Genomic DNA, 18,095 nt, shown 5'->3' on the forward strand with positions numbered 1-18,095 from the left:
ACTCATTCCGTTTTTACAATGTAGCCACAATCGCGTCGATAGCCGTGCGCAGCACGTTTTGACGTGCGACAATCTCTGCAATACGCAGGTTCAGCGCCTCTATATCCACCTCCTCGCGCGTATCGGGCTGTTCGACGTATGACGAAACCGAGATGTTGTAATCATTCCCGGCAATCTTGTCGTTTTCGACCAGACGGGCAAAATGCGCATCATCCTTGCGGGCGACGAATGCTTCGAGAATCCGTGCGATATTGGCGTCGGAGAGTTTGTTCTTGTTCCCCTCGTGGATAAACTCGCCAGAGGCATCGATAAAGAGAGTTGCATTGTCCTTCTTGCTCTTTTTCAGTACGATAATGCAGGTGGCAATGCCGACGCCAAAGAAAAGGTTGGCCGGCAACTGAATGACGGTATCGATGTAGTTGTTGTCGATCAGGTATTTGCGGATTTTCTGTTCGGCTCCGCCTCGGTAGAGTACACCGGGGAACTCGACGATGGCCGCCGTGCCGTTGGTTGCCAGCCACGAAAGCATGTGCATCGTAAAGGCAAGGTCGGCTTTGCTCTTGGGGGCCAGAATACCCGCAGGCGAGAATCGCGGGTCGTTAATCAGCAACGGATTTTCATCCCCGACCCATTTGATCGAGTATGGTGGATTGGAGACGATGCACTCGAACGGTTCATCGTCCCAGTGTTTCGGGGCAAGCAACGTATCGCCCAATGCAATATCAAACTTTTCGTAGTTGATATCGTGCAGGAACATGTTGATACGGCAAAGATTGTAGGTCGTAATATTGATCTCCTGCCCATAGAACCCCTGACGCACATTCTCCTTACCGAGCACTTTGGCGAATTTCAGCAGCAGCGAACCGCTGCCGCAGGCCGGATCGTACACTTTGTTCACCTGTTTTTTCCCGACGAGCGTAATACGGGCAAGAAGTTCGGAAACCTCCTGTGGTGTGAAGAATTCGCCGCCCGATTTTCCCGCATTGCTGGCATACATCGTCATCAGGAACTCGTAGGCGTCGCCGAAGGTGTCGATTTGATTATCGGCCAGATTGCCGAGTTTCATGTCGCCGATTTTATCGAGAATCTTCACCAACGTCTCATTGCGTTTCTGCACTGTTGCTCCGAGTTTGTTGCTGTTTACATCGATGTCGGCAAACAGGCCTTTCATGTCATCCTCGCTCGCTGCACCCTTGGCCGAATTTTCGATGGCATGGAAGATATTATTCAGCGTTTCGTTCAGATTGGGGTCTGCCGCGGCACGTTTGCGCACATTGCCGAAGAGCTGCGACGGAAGGATGTAGAAACCCCGCTCTTGCACGGTCACTTCTCGTCCGAACTCGGCCTGCTCGTCCGAACATTCGGCATAATCAAAGTCCGCGTTCCCGGCCCGGTGCTCTTCCGCATTGATAAAAGCAGTAATATTCTCGGAGATGAAGCGGTAAAACAACATTCCCAAGACGTAATTTTTGAAATCCCAACCATCGACACTTCCCCGCAGGTCGTTAGCTATCTGCCAGATCGTGCGGTGGAGTTCCGCACGCTCCTGTTCTCTTGCCATATATTATCTGTTTATCAATTCCTTAATATCCACTTCCAGCAACTCTGCAATACGAATCACCGTATCCAGTTGCGGTTGCGACGAGTTGGTACACCACTTCGATATGGTCGAAGGGTCTTTACCCAACTGTTCCGCCAGCCATTTCCCTGTTTTATTCTTTTCCGCAAGAATAATTCTCAACCGGTTAATCTCTTTCATTCCTGTTACAAACTGGGATTGCAAACAAAGATATTGAAAATTATTCAATCAATGTAATTCGAAGAAAGGATTTTAACATTTGCAATGTACTTCTCGTATTATATTTTGTGACAGATTCCGTGGATATATGGCAACCGCTCACATTATCCAATACACCACAACTTCCGTCAAGCCGGATTTTATGCGGGCTTGCCCGTCTGCCAAAATATTTCTTTCGGGGGAGCCTAATACCCCGCCAGCCGTTCGGCGGCCGGAGGGATGCCACACAATCTGCAAGCAGGGGCTGTCTCGTTGTCCAATGTTGGCCTGATTATAAAGTGGCAAACAGGTTGGTATGGTTCGACGCAGAATTGCCATCAAAGTTTCTCCGGCATCACGCACATCTGTCAAGCAATAAAAGGGGAAAAGAAGGAAGAAACTGAAGCCATTATATCCGACTGGGTAACATTTCCAGCAACCTGTCCAGAGATATTTTTCATTGGCAGAGGACAACCCTGTCGACGACTTGTTTCCTTTTATACGGGGCGGCAAAAAGCCCGTATTTGGCTCAAACTTTCACCGCCGATTTCCTTTCAGTTGTTTGCACGAAAACGGTTTACTTTAGTTTTCCTCCCTTATATATAGATATTAAAGTAAACTAAAATATATATGCCCGCGCCGGTGCAAAGAACCGTTCGTGTTTCAGTCGAACAATCCGTTTACCAGATTGACCGCATTGTCCTTTTTCTGATTGATGATTTTGGCGTACACCTGCGTCATCTTCACATCGGCATGACCGAGTAGCTTCGAAGTGGTATAGAGGTCGGCGCCAAGCGTCAGCATCATCGTCGCGAACGTGTGCCGGGCCGTGTGGAACAGAATACAAGAAGCAAGTAGATGAAGGGATGAGAAAGAAAAACGTAATTGGTTGAATATGAGCAGAAGTTCTGTTTTTTGCTGAGATAATGGAAAGCAAAAATGGACAGGATATTGCAGATGTTCAGTTACCAGAATGTTAGCCGACCAGTTACCTGAACCGAATAGGTAACAGACTGAACAATAAAGAATCTGTCACAGAGGCTATTATTCACTGTATGTCAGTATTTTGCATATCAAAGGACGCTTATAAAATAGGTAATTTTGCCATTAAAAAAATAAGCGTATGAAAGTAGAAAAATTCAAGGTGCTGCTCTACCTGAAAAAGAGCGGTCTTGACAAATTTGGGAAGGCTCCGATAATGGGGCGAATAACGGTGAACAACACGATGGCGCAATTCAGTTGTAAACTGTCATGTACTCCGGAGTTATGGAATCCAAGAGAAAGCCGACTGAATGGAAAGAGTAAAGAAGCAGTTGATATTAATGCAAAAATTGATCGTCTCTTACTTTCTGTCAATTCTGCATTTGATTCACTTGTTGAACGTAAGACTGATTTTGACGCGACTGCCGTAAAAGAGCTTTTACAGGGAAGTGTAGAAACCCAGATGACTCTGTTGAAACGGCTTGATATGCATATAGAGGATATGCGCTCAAGAATCGGTATTGATGTAGCTAAAAGCTCCATGTCAACATACATTTACACCCGAAGGTATCTTGGCGAATTTATTCAAAAACGATTCAAGACAAGTGATGTTGCTTTTGGACAGTTGAATGAACACATCCCATGGGAGTTTCAGGATTATATACTGAAGGACAAAGGACTTGCGGTAGATACAGCAAGACATTATCTGGCAATCCTGAAGAAAATCTGCCGGATGGCATTCAAGGAAGGACATGCGGAGAAGCGTTATTTTGTGAATTTCAAACTACCCCAAGAGAACCGGAAACCACCACGGGCTTTGAGTCGTGAGGATTTTGAAAAGATTCGTGATGTTGTGATACCACCGGAAAGAATCACTCATAATATAGCCAGAGATTTGTTTCTCTTTGCCTGTTATACAGGAGTTCCGTATGCGGATGCAGTTTCAATCACTAGAGATAATATATACAAGGACGATAAAGGTGACTTATGGTTAAAGTACCTGAGAAAGAAGAATGAATATCTGGCCCGCGTCAAATTGCTGCCGGAGGCTATCTCTCTTATAGAAAAATATCGTTCGGATGACAGGAAAGAGCTTTTCCCTATGATACACCACCCCAATATAAGACGCCACATGAAAGGTTTGCGGGATCTGGCTGGTATAAGCTGTGATTTGGTCTATCATATGGGAAGGCATACCTTCGGAAGTCTGATAACCCTTGAGGCTGGTGTTCCTATTGAAACAATCAGCAAAATGCTTGGTCATACCAATCTGACAACTACCCAGCTTTATGCAAGGGTAACTCCTAAAAAACTTTTCGAGGATATGGACAAATTCATCGAGGCAACGAGTGATATGAAACTGGTATTATAAACCAAAAATGAAAGAATCATGAGAAGTACATATAAGCAACTGTATTATATAAACCGAAGTAAAGTCAAATCAGACGGGACCACATCAATTATGTGCCGTATTACAATAGACGGAAAGGCTGTTGTATTATCGACCGGGTTGTATTGCCAGCCGGAAGAGTGGAACAGCAAGAAAGGGGAAGTCAAGAACAACAGACTGAACGGGATGCTTTGCGAGTATAAAAAACGAATAGATGAAACTTATGCTGAACTGTTGAAAGTAAACGGTGTCATCAGTGCAGAACTGCTGAAAACAGCCATGACCGGAGCAGTCGACATCCCGAAATACATATTACAGGCAGGAGAGGTGGAACGGGAAAATCTGAAAATCCGTTCCATTCAGATAGATTCAACCTCCAGTTACAGGCAATCAAAAATGTATCATTACTATCTGGGGGAATACATCCGTTCTCTTGGCAAGGAGGACATGCTTTTTACAGATATTACCGAAGAGTTTGGCACCAATTTCATTTTGTATCTGAAAACAAATTACCCTCATAAGCCATCATACCGTAACCATTGTCTTTGCTGGCTGAAACGTCTGGTTTATCTTGCCGTGGATAACGGAATTTTGAGATATAATCCTTTGGATGATATAAAATATGAAAAGAAGGCACCTACAAAGCTCATGTATATAAGCAAGAATCAACTTCAGGAGATAATGAGCCATCCAAAACCGGATCCACTACAGGAACTTGCAAGAAGAACCTTTATATTTTCATGTTTTTGCGGTTTGGCTTACGTTGATGTCCGCAATCTCTATCCGCATCATATAGGTACAACTGCAGAAGGACGAAAATATATCAGAACATACCGCAAGAAAACAAGCGTTGAGTCATTTATACCATTGCATCCGGTAGCTGAGCAGATAATTTCCTTGTATAATACGACAGATGACAGTAAGCCCATCTTCCCGTTACCCATACGGAGTATGATTTGGTTTGAGATACATGAATTGGGATTTTCGCTTCAGTTCAAGCATAACTTGTCATACCATCAAAGCCGTCATACTTTCGGTACCTTGATGGTTTCTGCCGGAGTTCCTATGGAAAGCATATCAAAGATGATGGGACATACAAATATCAGAACCACACAAGGATACGCAAAAGTTACAGATGATAAGATTTCGGAGGATATGGATAAACTAATGGAGAAAAGATATGTTTTTTAAAACAAAGATGTTTTTGTACTACAAAATATGAAGTTCTTTTCTTTAAATAAGTATCTTTGTATCATAATATAATAATTTGACTCATATGGAATTACTGAAATTAAAAGAAAGACTTGAAATAGCAACACAAGTAGGTGAAAGTCATTTTAGAGAATTTAAAAGTGCTTTTCAAGGTCCACCCTCTGCAAAAAGTCAAAGAGATATAAAAGACGTATGTCAAGACATTTCAAAAACATTGGTCGCATTTGCAAATGCGGATGGAGGTGAATTGTTTGTTGGTGTAGAAGATGATGGCACTATTACAGGTATTCAATACGATGATGAGTTGATTAATGTTTTGCTTAAAGCGCCAACTACTTATGTACTTAAAACAACCCCATTACCTACGACAAAAGCGCTAATAATTAATTATGAAGGGAAAAAAGTATTATATTTTTCCATTCCAAAAGGGCTGGAGTATGTTTATGTAACTTCCGATGGTAAATGTTTAAAAAGAAAAGATTTAGAATCTATTCCTATTTCTCCTGATTCTATCCATATTGAACGAGAAGAGATTATTTCACGCGAATATGATAGAGCCTTTATTGATAATGCCAAAATAACAGATTTGGATAATGATTTACTGCAAGAAGTTGCACATGGATTCTCTAAAACAATTTCTGTCGAAAAGTATCTCCAACATCTCGACTTAGCCGAATTTAATGGCGATGATCTTAAACTAAGAAGAGCGGCTTTATTATTATTTGCTAAAAATCCATTGAAATGGCATCCTAGATTACAAGTAAGGATATTAAAGGTTAAGGGGACAAAATTAGAGGCGGGTAAAAATTATAATGTTCTTAATGATGAAACTGTAAGTGGTAATATTCTAACAATTATTGAATCTGCATGGGATAAACTCCGTCCTTTTTTGACTGAAACAAAAATGTCTTCTGATGCCATGTTTAAAACTCAAATAATATATCCGGATTTGGCATGTAAAGAAGCCTTGATAAATGCAATAGCTCATAGGGATTATAGTATAGAGGGACGCGGAATTGAGGTATATGTTTATGACGATAGATTGGAAATAAAATCTCCAGGTATGTTGTTATCTACGATAAAAATTGATGATTTGGAAAAATGTATTGGGATTCATCAATCAAGGAATTCATATATTGCCAAAGTCCTGAAAGAAGTTGGTTATATGCGGGAATTAGGAGAAGGATTTAGACGAATTTATGAACTTATGGAAAGTCACGAATTATCAAAACCAACTTTATTTAATGAAAATAAATCTTTTACTATCTCTTTTAGTCAAAAACTAGTTTATACCGAAGACGAAAAAATTTGGTTAGATAATTTTAAATCATTAGATTTAAGCAGAGAAGAGCGCGCTATAATCAGACTTGGGGCTAAAGGGGAACTATTGTCTCCAAAACAGATATGGGATACTGTTGGTATCGTTGATACAGATGTATATAGAAGTTATATTGAAAAACTCAGAAAAAAAGGTGTGTTAGTAAGCGAAATAAGTAAAACTCGAGCTGTATTGTTGGCGAAAAAGACTCATAAGGACAAGAAATCTATACCAAGATTTAGAATTATTATTCCTAAAAATGAGTCTGAAAAAATGAATATTCAAGCTGAACCTTTAGATTCGTCTGATTATGCAAAGATTTTTGTAGAAAATGTTCATTATGATTGTCAGGAGGAGGATATATTTAATGAATTTTCGAAATTTGGAGAAATTGATTCTGTTATTATTCCTAGGGACAGAACTTCCAAAAAGGGAAAAGGTTTTGCATATGTTGAATTCTCAAATAATGATAGCGTACAGCTAGCGTTAGAATATCAACCCCCAATCTTTATTAAAAATAGAAAAATAAGAATAAAGAAGTACAAGCGCAACATTAAGTCTGAGGCAAAATCATGAAATTTAAGTATAGAATGATTGAATTATGATTAAATATTACAGTCGCCCATTTCCTCGCCGTCCATAGAAGTTAGTACAGACTCTATTGAAAGCGAAAAGGTCTGGCGGCTGTGCCGTTTCGGGCAGAATCTTCCTCTTTCAGAGCGTATTCAGCCCGAAAACCTTTTCCCTTTCACGTCTGTACAATGGACGCCGACGGCAGCGGAAACAAGCGACTGACGGAAAAGTCAGAAAAAAAGACAAAACAGCATATAGATTGGTTCAAATAGGGCCTAATTCTATATGCTGTTATTTTATCATTTGGAAAGGCTATTTTTTAGAAACACAAATAAAATGGGCAGGCGGTCAACTGCGCTCCCTCCAGAAAAATCAAAATCCTTGCGTGTTCTTTGTAGAGCGTTTTGCGTGTCAGTTTCTTTTGTATTTGTACGCCTCCTTATACCCTTTCATCAGTGTCTTTTCTATGTCGGAAGCCCGGTAGAGAATCTTGCCGCCTACCTGTGTGTAAGGCAATATGCCGTTGTTGCGGTAGTCCTGTAAGGTTCTCCGGCTCACTTTCAGCAGGAATGCCACTTCCTTGTCTGTCAGCAGTTCATCGCCATAGGCAGACGGTTGCCGTTTCTCCAATAACTTTTCAAGCAAGGCCAGCAGCCTGTCGAAATTCGAGTGGAACGCCTTTACCCACTCGTGGTCCTTTTCTCTGATTTCATTACTCATACGCGTTTGATATAAGGTTATAATTATTCTTGAAACTCGTTCAAATGGTCTTACCTTTCCAACGGGCTTCCTTACGTTTCTCCTCCACATTTCCGACCACACGCTCCACATCATCGGGACGGTAGTAAGTCCGGTTTCCGATTTTGGTAAAGGCAAGCGTCCCATTATCCCTCAAGGTCTGGAGGGTTCTCGGACTGATACGTAACCTGCGGCAGACCTCGTGGTTGTCCATCCATTCACTTGTTTCCTTTCCGCCATGTTCACGGCACAGACTTTCCACCCGCTGCACGAAACGATCCAGCTTGGCGGCAATCTCCTCGAAAGTCCTTTTTTCAAAGCTGATGATTTCCATTGTCTTCTTTATTTTCAGTTAAACATATATTCAAAAATCTGGAACAGAACAGTTCTTTTACAGCCAATATACCATCATGTCTCATCGTCCATTTTCGGATGGAAATGTGACCGTTTTATCCTGTTTCCACTGCAAATAAAAGCAGTAGAAATCACACTGCAATGGATTTTCAGACCGGTGGCGATGTGTTACCCGGAATGACATCATGTTACATATCAACTGCATACAATGAGCCTTCTTTATAAACGGAATCCGCTTGAACAAACCGGTATGTAGAAATCACTCCGGCAAATCACGGCAGACAGCACCGACTGTCCAATCGATATTGTGCATAGGGTAACATAATTGCCACGGTATCTCCATTTGCTTGATTCTGTTCACTATACACATTTCCTTTGCTCACGACAATGAGTCAAGGTGCGCACCGAGACCAGTGAGTAAACCGATTAAAATCAAAAATGTATGGTAACAAAAAAGAAATTGACCAAAGAAGAATGGGAGGCTATGACAGGTACTGATATGTCACTCATACTCCCGTCAGATGGCAACATTGAAACTGCCATAGAATCATCCTTGAATGATACCGGAAAAGAGAAGTCAGAAGAAACGGTAGAACAGACCGACTTCACATCCGAGAATCAGGAACTGTCAACCGTAAAAGAGGAAGCCGTTCCTGCGTCTCAGCGACGTATAAGCAGCAGGCAGAGAAAACTTTCTCTGGACGAATACCGGAAAACCTTTCTTCAGGTTCCGAGAATCGAAGACCGCAAGCCCGTGTTTGTTAGCGGCGAGGTACGTGACAGGCTGGACGAGTTTGTCCGCAGGTTGGGAGGACGCAAAATGAGCGTTTCCGGACTGCTTGAGAACATCGCCCGACAGCATCTTGAAATCTACTCGGAAGACTTCGAACAGTGGAGAAAACTGTGATATTTTCCTGAATGACAGACTTACTGACTTCAAGTATCATAGTATTCAGACAGTCTGCAGCGCCCCGGCGGAGTAACGGACAAAACTTCAGTTTTGGGAGTTAGCGAGGTTATCTTTCGGGCATCCCGAAAACCTCGCTCCACTCCCGAAGAGTGGAGGCAATCCGCTCCCGGTGGTCGCAGATTGTGGGAAAAAGAATAATCAAAAATCAAACAGAGAAAATATGAATGACAGAAAGAAAAACAGACCGAGGGGACGCCCCAGAGTAAGCGGAGTGTGCAAACTCAGCAAAGCCGTTACAGTGAAATTCTCCAAGATAGACTATGAACGGTTGTGCCGACGCAGCAGGCAGGCCAACCTCACGCTGGCGGAGTTTCTCCGCGTATCAGCCTTTGAAACGACGATAACGGCCAGGCACTCTGCCGAGGAAACTGCCGTCATACGCAGTCTTACGGGGATGGCAAACAACCTGAACCAGCTGACCCGTCTGTCCCATCAGGCAGGATTCCACCGTACACAAAAGACAGTGACAGAACTCCTGCAGAAACTCAAGGAGATTATAGTCCGGTACAGGAACGGAGAAAGGAGGCAATCATGATTGGCAAGATCAAGAAAGGGAAATCCTTCGGCGGCTGTATCCGCTACGTGATGGGCAAGGACAACGCGGAAATCATCGACTCAGACGGTGTATTGCTGGGAAATATCCGGGAAATAACGGACAGTTTCAACTACCAGCGTGAGCTTAATCCGAAAATCAAACAGCCTGTCGGGCACATTGCATTGAGCTTCAAGCCGGAAGACAAGGCATTGCTTACGGATGAATTTATGGCTAAAATAGCCCGGGAATACATGGAGCTGATGGGGATAAAAAACACTCAGTTTATTCTGGTAAGGCACCATAACACGGACAATCCGCACTGCCACCTGGTCTATAACCGTATCGGATATGACGGAAAGGTAATCTCTTCCCAAGGCGATTACAAGCGCAATGAAATTGCCACAAAACTGCTTAAGAACAAGTACGGGCTGACATATGCGGAGGGCAAGGGCAAGACTAATGTGGAGAAACTCCATGCTTCGGAACGTGTGAAATACGAAATCTTCAATGCTGTCAAGGCAGCTTTGAAGTGCTCCGGAACATGGAAAGAGTTCAACGATTATCTGCTTCGCCGGGGCATCAGGCTGGAATTTGTAAAGCGTGTCAGGGAGATAAAAAGGCCGGAGGATATACAGGGAATCCGGTTCACCAAGGACGGGCAAACCTTCAAGGCTTCGCAAATCAGCCGGGAGTTCAGCTTTGCCAGGCTGAATGCCTTGTTGAGTTGGAAGACTTCGGAGTCCCAACAGGAATCCGAACGTAAGGTGCAGCAAGGGATACCGGACGGAGGCCATCTTCTCGTAAGTACAGGACCGGGACTGTTCAGTCCGACAAACGGCACCGTTCCCGAAGAGCCGTTACATCAAGAAGAACTCTTGCGCAGACGCAAGAAAAAGAAAAGGAGGAAAGGATTCGGGCTGTAGCCAGTCCTTTCTTCATTCAAATTATTCATGAACATTAAAATTGTAGGAATATGAAATTGGAAGAATATATCGAGAGCATCTTCGGATGCCTGGAAAGAATCGAGAACAAAATCAACGGGTTGTCCGTTCCCTTGCCGGAAGGGAATTGCCCGACAGTTAACAATGAAAAGGATGAGTCCGTGCTGAATGAAGTCCGGAATGGTCATGAGACATTTCGCAAATTGTTGGCTCGCATGTGCGAGGGTCTTGCCGCCATCAAGAACGATATAGTTTCCATGGACAGGAAGAACTCGTCACAGGAAAGACTTGGACAGGTCTTGTCAGAAATACGGAATGAACAGCGGCAGAACCAGGAGAAAGTGGAAACCCTGTTTTGTGAGACCAATGACACAATCAGGAAGAATGCCGTCAAGACAAGCAACATCAACCATCATTTCAGCCTGAGCTTGGAATCCCCGTACATCCTTGGGAGTTTTTCCGTAATGTTCGCGGCAATCGTGGCCCTGTCCGTGGCGCTCTATTTTTCGGCGAGAACAGATAACGCACAGTCCGATAATGATCTGAAGTACCGTTATGTCAAGATGAAAGGAGAGGCTACTCCCGAGCAACTTGTGGAACTTGAGAACCTTTTTGGGCCGAACCGGGATAACGGACGGATCGGACAGATGCGTGAGGATGTGGAAGCCTACGAAGAAGCGGTACGGAGACAGGCCACCCTGACCGAGCAGGCTCGGCTGAAGGAACAGGCCGCGAGAGAACTGGACAGCAAGGCGAAGTCCATCAAGGACAAGTCTATTACGGACGAACCCAAAAAGTAAGCCCATGGCCAGTGTCAAAGTGAAATTCAGACCTTCCACCATAGAGGGAAAGGAAGGTACCGTCTATTATCAGATTATCCAGAACCGTGTAATCCGTCAGTTAAAGACGGATTACCGGATATTTACGGAAGAATGGAATGAAGCTGGGAACTGCATCATTGGCGGTAGTTCGGAACGAAGCAATCTGCTTCTTTCCTTGCAGGAACGCATGGAATGGGACCTGAAACGGCTGGACATGATCGTCCGACAACTGAATAACCGGAAAGCCGGATATACGGCAGATGATATTGTCGCTTCTTTTCAGAGCAATATAGAGGGACAGTCGTTTTTCAACTTCATGCAAGGCATCATAGCCCGTCTCAAACAGATGGGCAAGATACGCACGGCTGAAAATTATTCCTGCACCCTGAAAAGTTTCATGCAGTTCAGAGGAGACAGGGATATTCTGCTGTCCGAAATCGATTCGGACCTGATGCAGCTATATGAGGCTTACCTTCATAAAAAAGGTGCCGTACGGAATACCAGTTCATTCTACATGCGTATCCTTCGGGCGGTATATAACCGTGCCCTGGAAAAGGAACTGATGGAACAGTGCAATCCTTTCAGGCATGTCTATACGGGAGTGGACAAGACCGTCAAGCGTGCCGTTTCCTTATCTGCCATCAAGCGTATGAAGAATCTGGACTTGTCCTTACAGCCTAATCTGGAATTTGCGAGGGACATGTTCCTGTTCAGTTTCTATACCCGTGGCATATCATTCATAGATATGGCTCACCTAAAAAAGAAAGATCTTCAGAACGGATTTTTATCGTATCGCAGACGAAAGACCGGGCAGCAGCTGGTTATCAGGTGGGAAAAATGTATGCAGGAGATTGTCGGCAAATACCCGGAAGACAGTTTCAGTCCTTATCTTTTGCCGGTATTGAAATATCCTTTTAAGGATACGCACAAGCATTACAGGAATGTCATGTCCGGAATAAATCGGAACCTGAAAGAAATAGCCAGACTGGCCGATATATCCGTTCCTATTAGCATGTACTGTGCCCGTCATTCATGGGCAAGCGCAGCCAAAGGCAAGAATATTCCGATTTCGGTTATCAGTGAAGGAATGGGGCATGATTCCGAGGCGACCACACAAATTTATCTGACCTCATTGGACAATTCCGTAGTGGACAAAGCCAACGCACAAATTCTGAAATGTCTGTAGGATTGGAGAACGTTTAGCAAAAGCATTCATTTCTTAGACAGAGGGACTCACTCTTGCGCAAAGTTATACATTTTATTGAAAATCCTGCAATTCCGGTCGTTGGATTTTCATCCGGAAGTCATTGAATTTCAATTGTAGTTTAGCAATCCTACATATAATTCATCAGCAAATCAGCCTTATAGCCTGAAATCTCCCTCTGTCTAAGAAAGACGCAGACACCGGGACTTTCTCATCCCCTTTACGCACAGAAAGAAGATGAAGAAAACAACCGGAGAAGCCGACATACAGGAGAACAAACTGAAAGAACTTTCACCCGACTTACTGAATACCTTGCTCAAAGATCATACAACGAGCAAGGAAGGAAAACAGTGTAATATATTCTGGGCTACTTCCGATTATGAACAGCTCGGCAAAGGTTATGAATACGGGTCACAGATTCTCCCAGAGTTGATAACCGGAGAGAACGGGCATGTAGTCATGCCCCGTGTTCTGAAACACAGGGATACCCAAAGCACACGTTCCCGGGAAATGGCGGAGGTATTTACTCCATCCTGGATCTGTAATGCCCAGAACAACCTTATCGATGAAGCCTGGTTTGGCAGAAAGGATGTATTCAACCATGAAGTGACATCCAAAGACGGTACACATTCATGGGAAATCAATCCTGATAAGATTGCTTTTCCTGAAGGCAGGACATGGAAAAACTATGTACGGGAAAACCAGTTGGAAATCACCTGTGGAGAAGCTCCTTATCTGGTAAGCAGGTATGATACGACTACCGGAACATTCATTCCTGTGGAGAAGCGTATCGGCCTGCTTGACCGTAAGCTCCGTATTGTCAGTGAGAATACTACGACAACGCGTGAATGGCTGGAGGCAGCCAAGGATGCTTACAGAAGTATCTATGCCTATGAATGGCAGGGCGACAGTCTTCTTCTTGCCCGTGAAGCACTTCTCTTATCCTTCATCGAATATTACCGGAACAAGTTCGGTAAAGACCCGCAAATTAAATCCATCAACCATATAGCCTATATCATCTCCTGGAATGTATGGCAGATGGACGGACTGAAAGGTGTTGTTCCGGACAGTTGCGGAGAACGTGTGCGGATGGAACCAAGTCTGTTCGGTACGATTGAAAGACGAGAGCCGTGCGAGGGCTGTCTGAAAAATGACCTGACCAAGCACAACGGAATTTACTGTATTATCAAGGACTGGCGGGCTACAGACAAGACAACAGGCAAAAAGGGGAAACGAATCCGATTTATCGACCTCATAAATGAAGAAGCATGAGATTCACATCGTCCCTGAAACTAAAACTGATCTATGTGTTCCGTATCAATGATGCGGCACACCGTGAATGCCTGAAGATTGGCGAGGCAACCTGTGAGGATGAAAATGTGTTCGGCCTGTCTCCCAACAGCAAGGTGCTCAATGAAGCGGCAAGAAAGCGTATCAACCAATACACACAGACGGCAGGCATCGCATACGATCTGCTATATACGGAACTGACTGTTTACAACCGTGGCGGACTCCGTTCGTTCAACGACAAGGAAGTACATAATGTCCTGGAACGCTCCGGTATCAAAAAGAAAGTCTTCGATACAGTCAACAAGGCCAATGAATGGTTCATCACCGATCTGGAAACCGTCAAGCGTGCCATTGCGGCTGTCAAGGAAGGCAGGAGCTCTCTTTCATCAGTGGAAGTTACCCAGGAGTATTCTCCAATTGTATTCCGCCCGGAACAACAGGAAGCCATCAGCAAGACCAAGAAACAGTTTAAGAAAGGCAACCAGATGCTCTGGAACGCAAAGATGCGTTTCGGAAAGACCCTTTCTGCTCTGGAGGTTGTCAAGGATATGGAGTTTCAGCGTACCCTGATTCTGACTCATCGTCCTGTGGTGGATGCCGGATGGTTTGAGGATTTCGGTAAGATCTTTTACGACCGCAAGGATTTTGCATACGGTTCCAAGAACAACGGGGATAGTTTTGCCAGTCTAGAACGGCGGGCAGAAAGCAACGGGCTTCATTATGTTTATTTTGCATCCATGCAGGATTTGCGCGGTTCCGAACTTGTGGGTGGCAACTTTGACAAGAATAACGAGGTGTTTGCTACCGATTGGGACCTGATTATCGTGGATGAAGCGCACGAAGGCACCCAGACCGAACTGGGTAAAGCGGTTATGGGAGAGCTGGTCAAGGAACAGACCAAAGTATTGCGCCTGTCAGGTACTCCATTCAACCTGCTGGATGATTTCAAGGAGGATGAAATATATACATGGGACTATGTGATGGAACAACGGGCCAAGATAAACTGGGATGAGCTCCATTTTGGTGACCCCAATCCGTATGCCTCACTGCCTACACTCAATATCTATACCTACGATTTGGGACGGCTGCTTCATGACTTTGTAGATGAGGATGTCGCCTTTAACTTCAGGGAATTTTTCCGAGTCAATGAGGCTGGCGGTTTCTGTCATGAAAAAGATGTGCGGGCTTTTCTGAACCTTCTTACCAAGGAGGACAAGGACAGCCTTTATCCATATGCCAACGAGGAATATCGGAATATTTTCCGCCATACACTCTGGATGGTGCCCGGCGTGAAGGAAGCACGGGCACTGAGTGCCATGCTCCAGACACATCCGGTGTTCCAGCATTTCAAGGTGGTCAATGTAGCCGGTGACGGTGATCAGGACGAGGAAAGCCGTGATGCCCTGGAAGCCGTGGAAAAGGCTATCGGAAAAGATCCGGATGCTACACGGACCATTACCCTCTCTTGTGGACGGCTAACGACCGGAGTAAGTGTAAAGGCATGGACTGCCGTATTCATGCTGTCCGGATCCTATAATACAGCCGCATCCAGTTATATGCAGACCATCTTCCGCGTACAGACACCGGCCACCATCAACGGACGGATGAAGGAGCAGTGTTACGTTTTCGATTTTGCTCCCGACCGTACCCTAAAAGTGATAGCCGAAACCGCCAAAATATCGGCCAAAGCCGGAAAAACTTCACAAAGCGACCGTAAGGCTATGGGTGAGTTTATCAATTTCTGTCCCATCATATCCATAGAGGGCTCACAGATGAACCGCTTTGATGTACCCTGTATGTTGGAACAGTTGAAACGGGTATATGTGGAACGTGTCGTCCGTAACGGGTTTGAAGACAACAGTCTGTATAACGATGAGCTGATGAAACTGGATGATCTGGAACTGCAAGAATTCGATGACCTGAAAAAGATTATCGGACAGACCAAAGCCATGCCCAAGACCAACCAGGTGGACATCAACAGTCAAGGTCTGAACAATGAGGAATACGAGGAAAAGGAGAAGCTGGAGAAGAAACCCAAGAAGGAACTTACGGAGGAAGAACGGAAACGGCTGGAAGAACTGAAAAAGAAGACCAAGAACAGGGAAGCGGCCATTTCCATACTTCGTGGCATCTCCATCCGTATGCCCCTGTTGATTTATGGTGCGGAACTGAGTGATGAGAGTCAGGAAATCACGATTGATAATTTTGCCTCACTCATTGACCCACAGTCATGGGAAGAGTTCATGCCCAAGGGAGTGACCAAGCAGAAATTCAACAGCTTCAAAAAATACTATGATCCGGAAATATTCTGTGCTGCCGGAAAACGAATCCGTGCGATGGCCCGTGCCGCGGACAAACTGAGTATTGAGGAACGAATCGAACGAATTACGGACATCTTCAGTACTTTCCGTAATCCGGACAAGGAAACGGTGCTTACTCCGTGGCGCGTGGTAAACATGCACCTCGGAGACTGTCTTGGAGGCTATAACTTTTATGACACAGACTATCAGAATGTGATTTCTGAACCACGGTTTATAGACAAAGGAGAGGTTACCTCAGAAGTTTTCTCCCCTGAATCCCGTATTCTGGAGATCAACTCCAAATCCGGACTGTATCCGCTTTATATGGCATACGGCTTTTACCGGGCAAGGGCAAAGGCTTCTCTTTTCGCTGTAGAAACAGTAGAAGAGCAGCAGACTGTATGGGACAAGGTCATAGCTGAGAACATCTTTGTCATCTGCAAGACTCCGATGGCAAAAAGTATTACCAAACGTACGCTTGCCGGATTCCGTAAAGCAAAGACAAATATGTGGGCTCCGGAAGATCTTATCAACAAAATAAAGAATCAATCAGAATTATTCATTAAAAAAGTACATGACTTAATAGGCAAAGACATGAAGATTAATGCTATAGTCGGTAATCCTCCATACCAAATCAATGATGGAAGCGGTGCATCTGACGATGCTGCAAATCCTATATACCAAATATTTGTACGGATAGCAAAACAGATCAGACCTGAATACTTTTCCCTGATTATGCCTTCAAAATGGATGATTGGAGGAAAAGCTGTACTCAAACCATTCAGAAAAGAAATGATGGAAGATAAACATATTGCATCCATCTATGATTATGAGGATTCTGGTGAATGTTTTAACGGGCAGCATATAGATGGTGGAATCTGTTATTTTCTTTGGAGTAACAAGCACAATGGTAAGTTGCGTTACACTTATATTTCAGCTAATAAAGAGTTTTTTGTATCTACAAGATTCTTATCCGATGGAAATTCTGATATCGTTATACGTGACAACCGTCGTCAATCTATTATTGCTAAAACTTCTACAAATTGCTCCTTATTTAAGGAGATAGTCTCATTAACCCAGCCGTTTGGAATCAGAAAGGATTTATTTAATTCGCCAGAAAGATATCCACTGTCTAATTTACAAGCAGAGCCTTTTTATGGGAGCGTAAAAATTTATGGTGTGAAAGGAATTAAAGGAGGAGCAAGAAGGACCATTGGATATATTTCACCTGAAATTATAACAAAAAACAAAGCAGCAGTAAACAAGTATAAATTATTTTTTACAACCAGTTATTCTACAAATGCTTTCAATCCACCTGAAACCATCATAGGAGAACAAAACTCAGTCTGTACAGAGACTTTCCTTTTGATTGGACCATTTGACACTGAGATAGAACAGAAAAATTGTTATAAATACATTTGTACAAACTTTTTTAAGGCATTATTGTTTTTTGGTCGAGGTACTATGCAAGTATCTCAAGATGTTTTTAGATTTATTCCACTACAAGATTTTAGTAATCAAAGCGATATTAAATGGAACAAATCTATATCAGAAATAGATCAACAATTATGCATAAAATATGCTTTTACCCAGCAAGAAGTATTATCTATCGATAGAAATCATTTATAAAACTCTTTTACGAATATCAGTGAAAGGCACTATAAAATATTTTGTGTAAATGGAAATACGGG

The 18,095-nt window shown here is 43.7% G+C and carries 14 protein-coding genes and 1 pseudogene; 10 read left to right on the top strand and 5 right to left on the bottom strand.

The genetic code is table 11. The features are described from left to right. Positions 1–13 precede the first annotated feature (13 nt). The 3 genes and pseudogenes from BARVI_RS03600 to BARVI_RS13500 all read right to left on the bottom strand — a co-directional run. The gene (locus BARVI_RS03600; RefSeq protein ID WP_038534259.1) at positions 14–1,561 is read right to left on the bottom strand and encodes a type I restriction-modification system subunit M; all 1,548 of its coding nucleotides are present in this window, start codon (positions 1,559–1,561) and stop codon (positions 14–16) included. 3 nt (positions 1,562–1,564) lie between these two features. Continuing rightward, positions 1,565–1,759 (bottom strand): helix-turn-helix transcriptional regulator, encoded by a 195-nt coding sequence (locus tag BARVI_RS03605; RefSeq protein WP_025277914.1) that lies wholly within the window; start codon positions 1,757–1,759, stop codon positions 1,565–1,567. 681 nt (positions 1,760–2,440) lie between these two features. Next, positions 2,441–2,614, bottom strand: a pseudogene (locus tag BARVI_RS13500) (tyrosine-type recombinase/integrase); the annotation flags it as partial. 286 nt (positions 2,615–2,900) lie between these two features. On the opposite strand from BARVI_RS13500, the gene BARVI_RS03610 reads away from it, so the two are divergent. The 3 genes from BARVI_RS03610 to BARVI_RS03620 all read left to right on the top strand — a co-directional run bounded on the left by BARVI_RS03610 (position 2,901) and on the right by BARVI_RS03620 (position 7,254). Beyond that, positions 2,901–4,130 (top strand): site-specific integrase, encoded by a 1,230-nt coding sequence (locus BARVI_RS03610; protein WP_025277915.1) that lies wholly within the window; start codon positions 2,901–2,903, stop codon positions 4,128–4,130. Between the two features lie 18 nt (positions 4,131–4,148). Beyond that, positions 4,149–5,339 carry a site-specific integrase gene (locus BARVI_RS03615; protein ID WP_025277916.1) on the top strand — a complete coding sequence of 397 codons (1,191 nt, stop codon included), beginning with the start codon at positions 4,149–4,151 and terminating at the stop codon, positions 5,337–5,339. An 85-nt stretch (positions 5,340–5,424) separates the two neighbouring features. Next, on the top strand, positions 5,425–7,254 hold the full coding sequence (locus BARVI_RS03620) for an ATP-binding protein (protein ID WP_084546975.1): 1,830 nt from the start codon (positions 5,425–5,427) through the stop codon (positions 7,252–7,254). Positions 7,255–7,662: 408 nt separating this feature from the next. Here the strand turns inward: BARVI_RS03620 and BARVI_RS03625 are convergent, their stop codons facing one another. Further along, positions 7,663–7,971, bottom strand: a complete 309-nt coding sequence (locus BARVI_RS03625) for a helix-turn-helix domain-containing protein (RefSeq protein ID WP_025277918.1) — start codon at positions 7,969–7,971, stop codon at positions 7,663–7,665. 40 nt (positions 7,972–8,011) lie between these two features. Then, the gene (locus BARVI_RS03630; protein ID WP_025277713.1) at positions 8,012–8,323 is read right to left on the bottom strand and encodes a helix-turn-helix domain-containing protein; all 312 of its coding nucleotides are present in this window, start codon (positions 8,321–8,323) and stop codon (positions 8,012–8,014) included. Positions 8,324–8,785: 462 nt separating this feature from the next. Here BARVI_RS03630 and BARVI_RS03635 point away from each other — a divergent pair, with 462 nt between their 5' ends. From BARVI_RS03635 to BARVI_RS03665, 7 genes are all read left to right on the top strand, one after another. Continuing rightward, on the top strand, positions 8,786–9,250 hold the full coding sequence (locus BARVI_RS03635) for a DUF3408 domain-containing protein (protein WP_025277919.1): 465 nt from the start codon (positions 8,786–8,788) through the stop codon (positions 9,248–9,250). A gap of 223 nt (positions 9,251–9,473) precedes the next feature. Next, complete coding sequence (locus BARVI_RS03640) at positions 9,474–9,848, top strand: plasmid mobilization protein (protein WP_025277920.1); 375 nt, start codon at positions 9,474–9,476, stop codon at positions 9,846–9,848. Then, positions 9,845–10,771: a relaxase/mobilization nuclease domain-containing protein gene (locus BARVI_RS03645; RefSeq protein WP_025277921.1), complete on the top strand. Its 927-nt coding sequence runs from the start codon at positions 9,845–9,847 to the stop codon at positions 10,769–10,771. The genes BARVI_RS03640 and BARVI_RS03645 overlap by 4 nt, the downstream gene beginning before the upstream one ends. A 50-nt stretch (positions 10,772–10,821) precedes the next feature. Further along, on the top strand, positions 10,822–11,589 hold the full coding sequence (locus tag BARVI_RS03650) for a hypothetical protein (RefSeq protein WP_025277922.1): 768 nt from the start codon (positions 10,822–10,824) through the stop codon (positions 11,587–11,589). Between the two features lie 4 nt (positions 11,590–11,593). Then, positions 11,594–12,796, top strand: coding sequence for a tyrosine-type recombinase/integrase (locus BARVI_RS03655; protein ID WP_025277923.1), 1,203 nt, complete (start codon positions 11,594–11,596; stop codon positions 12,794–12,796). Between the two features lie 255 nt (positions 12,797–13,051). Next, the gene (locus BARVI_RS03660) at positions 13,052–14,086 is read left to right on the top strand and encodes a hypothetical protein (protein WP_025277924.1); all 1,035 of its coding nucleotides are present in this window, start codon (positions 13,052–13,054) and stop codon (positions 14,084–14,086) included. Beyond that, positions 14,083–18,033, top strand: a complete 3,951-nt coding sequence (locus tag BARVI_RS03665) for an Eco57I restriction-modification methylase domain-containing protein (RefSeq protein WP_025277925.1) — start codon at positions 14,083–14,085, stop codon at positions 18,031–18,033. Before BARVI_RS03660 ends, BARVI_RS03665 begins: the two co-directional genes overlap by 4 nt. Positions 18,034–18,095 lie beyond the last annotated feature (62 nt).

The sequence above is a fragment of the Barnesiella viscericola DSM 18177 genome (genome assembly GCF_000512915.1).
Classification (GTDB): Bacteria; Bacteroidota; Bacteroidia; order Bacteroidales; family Barnesiellaceae; genus Barnesiella; species Barnesiella viscericola.

Coding starts and splice junctions, on each gene's coding strand:
- BARVI_RS03600 (WP_038534259.1), bottom strand. CDS start 1,561: ATGGCAAGAGAACAGGAGCGTGCGGAACTCCACCGCACGATCTGGCAG.
- BARVI_RS03605 (WP_025277914.1), bottom strand. CDS start 1,759: ATGAAAGAGATTAACCGGTTGAGAATTATTCTTGCGGAAAAGAATAAA.
- BARVI_RS03610 (WP_025277915.1), top strand. CDS start 2,901: ATGAAAGTAGAAAAATTCAAGGTGCTGCTCTACCTGAAAAAGAGCGGT.
- BARVI_RS03615 (WP_025277916.1), top strand. CDS start 4,149: ATGAGAAGTACATATAAGCAACTGTATTATATAAACCGAAGTAAAGTC.
- BARVI_RS03620 (WP_084546975.1), top strand. CDS start 5,425: ATGGAATTACTGAAATTAAAAGAAAGACTTGAAATAGCAACACAAGTA.
- BARVI_RS03625 (WP_025277918.1), bottom strand. CDS start 7,971: ATGAGTAATGAAATCAGAGAAAAGGACCACGAGTGGGTAAAGGCGTTC.
- BARVI_RS03630 (WP_025277713.1), bottom strand. CDS start 8,323: ATGGAAATCATCAGCTTTGAAAAAAGGACTTTCGAGGAGATTGCCGCC.
- BARVI_RS03635 (WP_025277919.1), top strand. CDS start 8,786: ATGGTAACAAAAAAGAAATTGACCAAAGAAGAATGGGAGGCTATGACA.
- BARVI_RS03640 (WP_025277920.1), top strand. CDS start 9,474: ATGAATGACAGAAAGAAAAACAGACCGAGGGGACGCCCCAGAGTAAGC.
- BARVI_RS03645 (WP_025277921.1), top strand. CDS start 9,845: ATGATTGGCAAGATCAAGAAAGGGAAATCCTTCGGCGGCTGTATCCGC.
- BARVI_RS03650 (WP_025277922.1), top strand. CDS start 10,822: ATGAAATTGGAAGAATATATCGAGAGCATCTTCGGATGCCTGGAAAGA.
- BARVI_RS03655 (WP_025277923.1), top strand. CDS start 11,594: ATGGCCAGTGTCAAAGTGAAATTCAGACCTTCCACCATAGAGGGAAAG.
- BARVI_RS03660 (WP_025277924.1), top strand. CDS start 13,052: ATGAAGAAAACAACCGGAGAAGCCGACATACAGGAGAACAAACTGAAA.
- BARVI_RS03665 (WP_025277925.1), top strand. CDS start 14,083: ATGAGATTCACATCGTCCCTGAAACTAAAACTGATCTATGTGTTCCGT.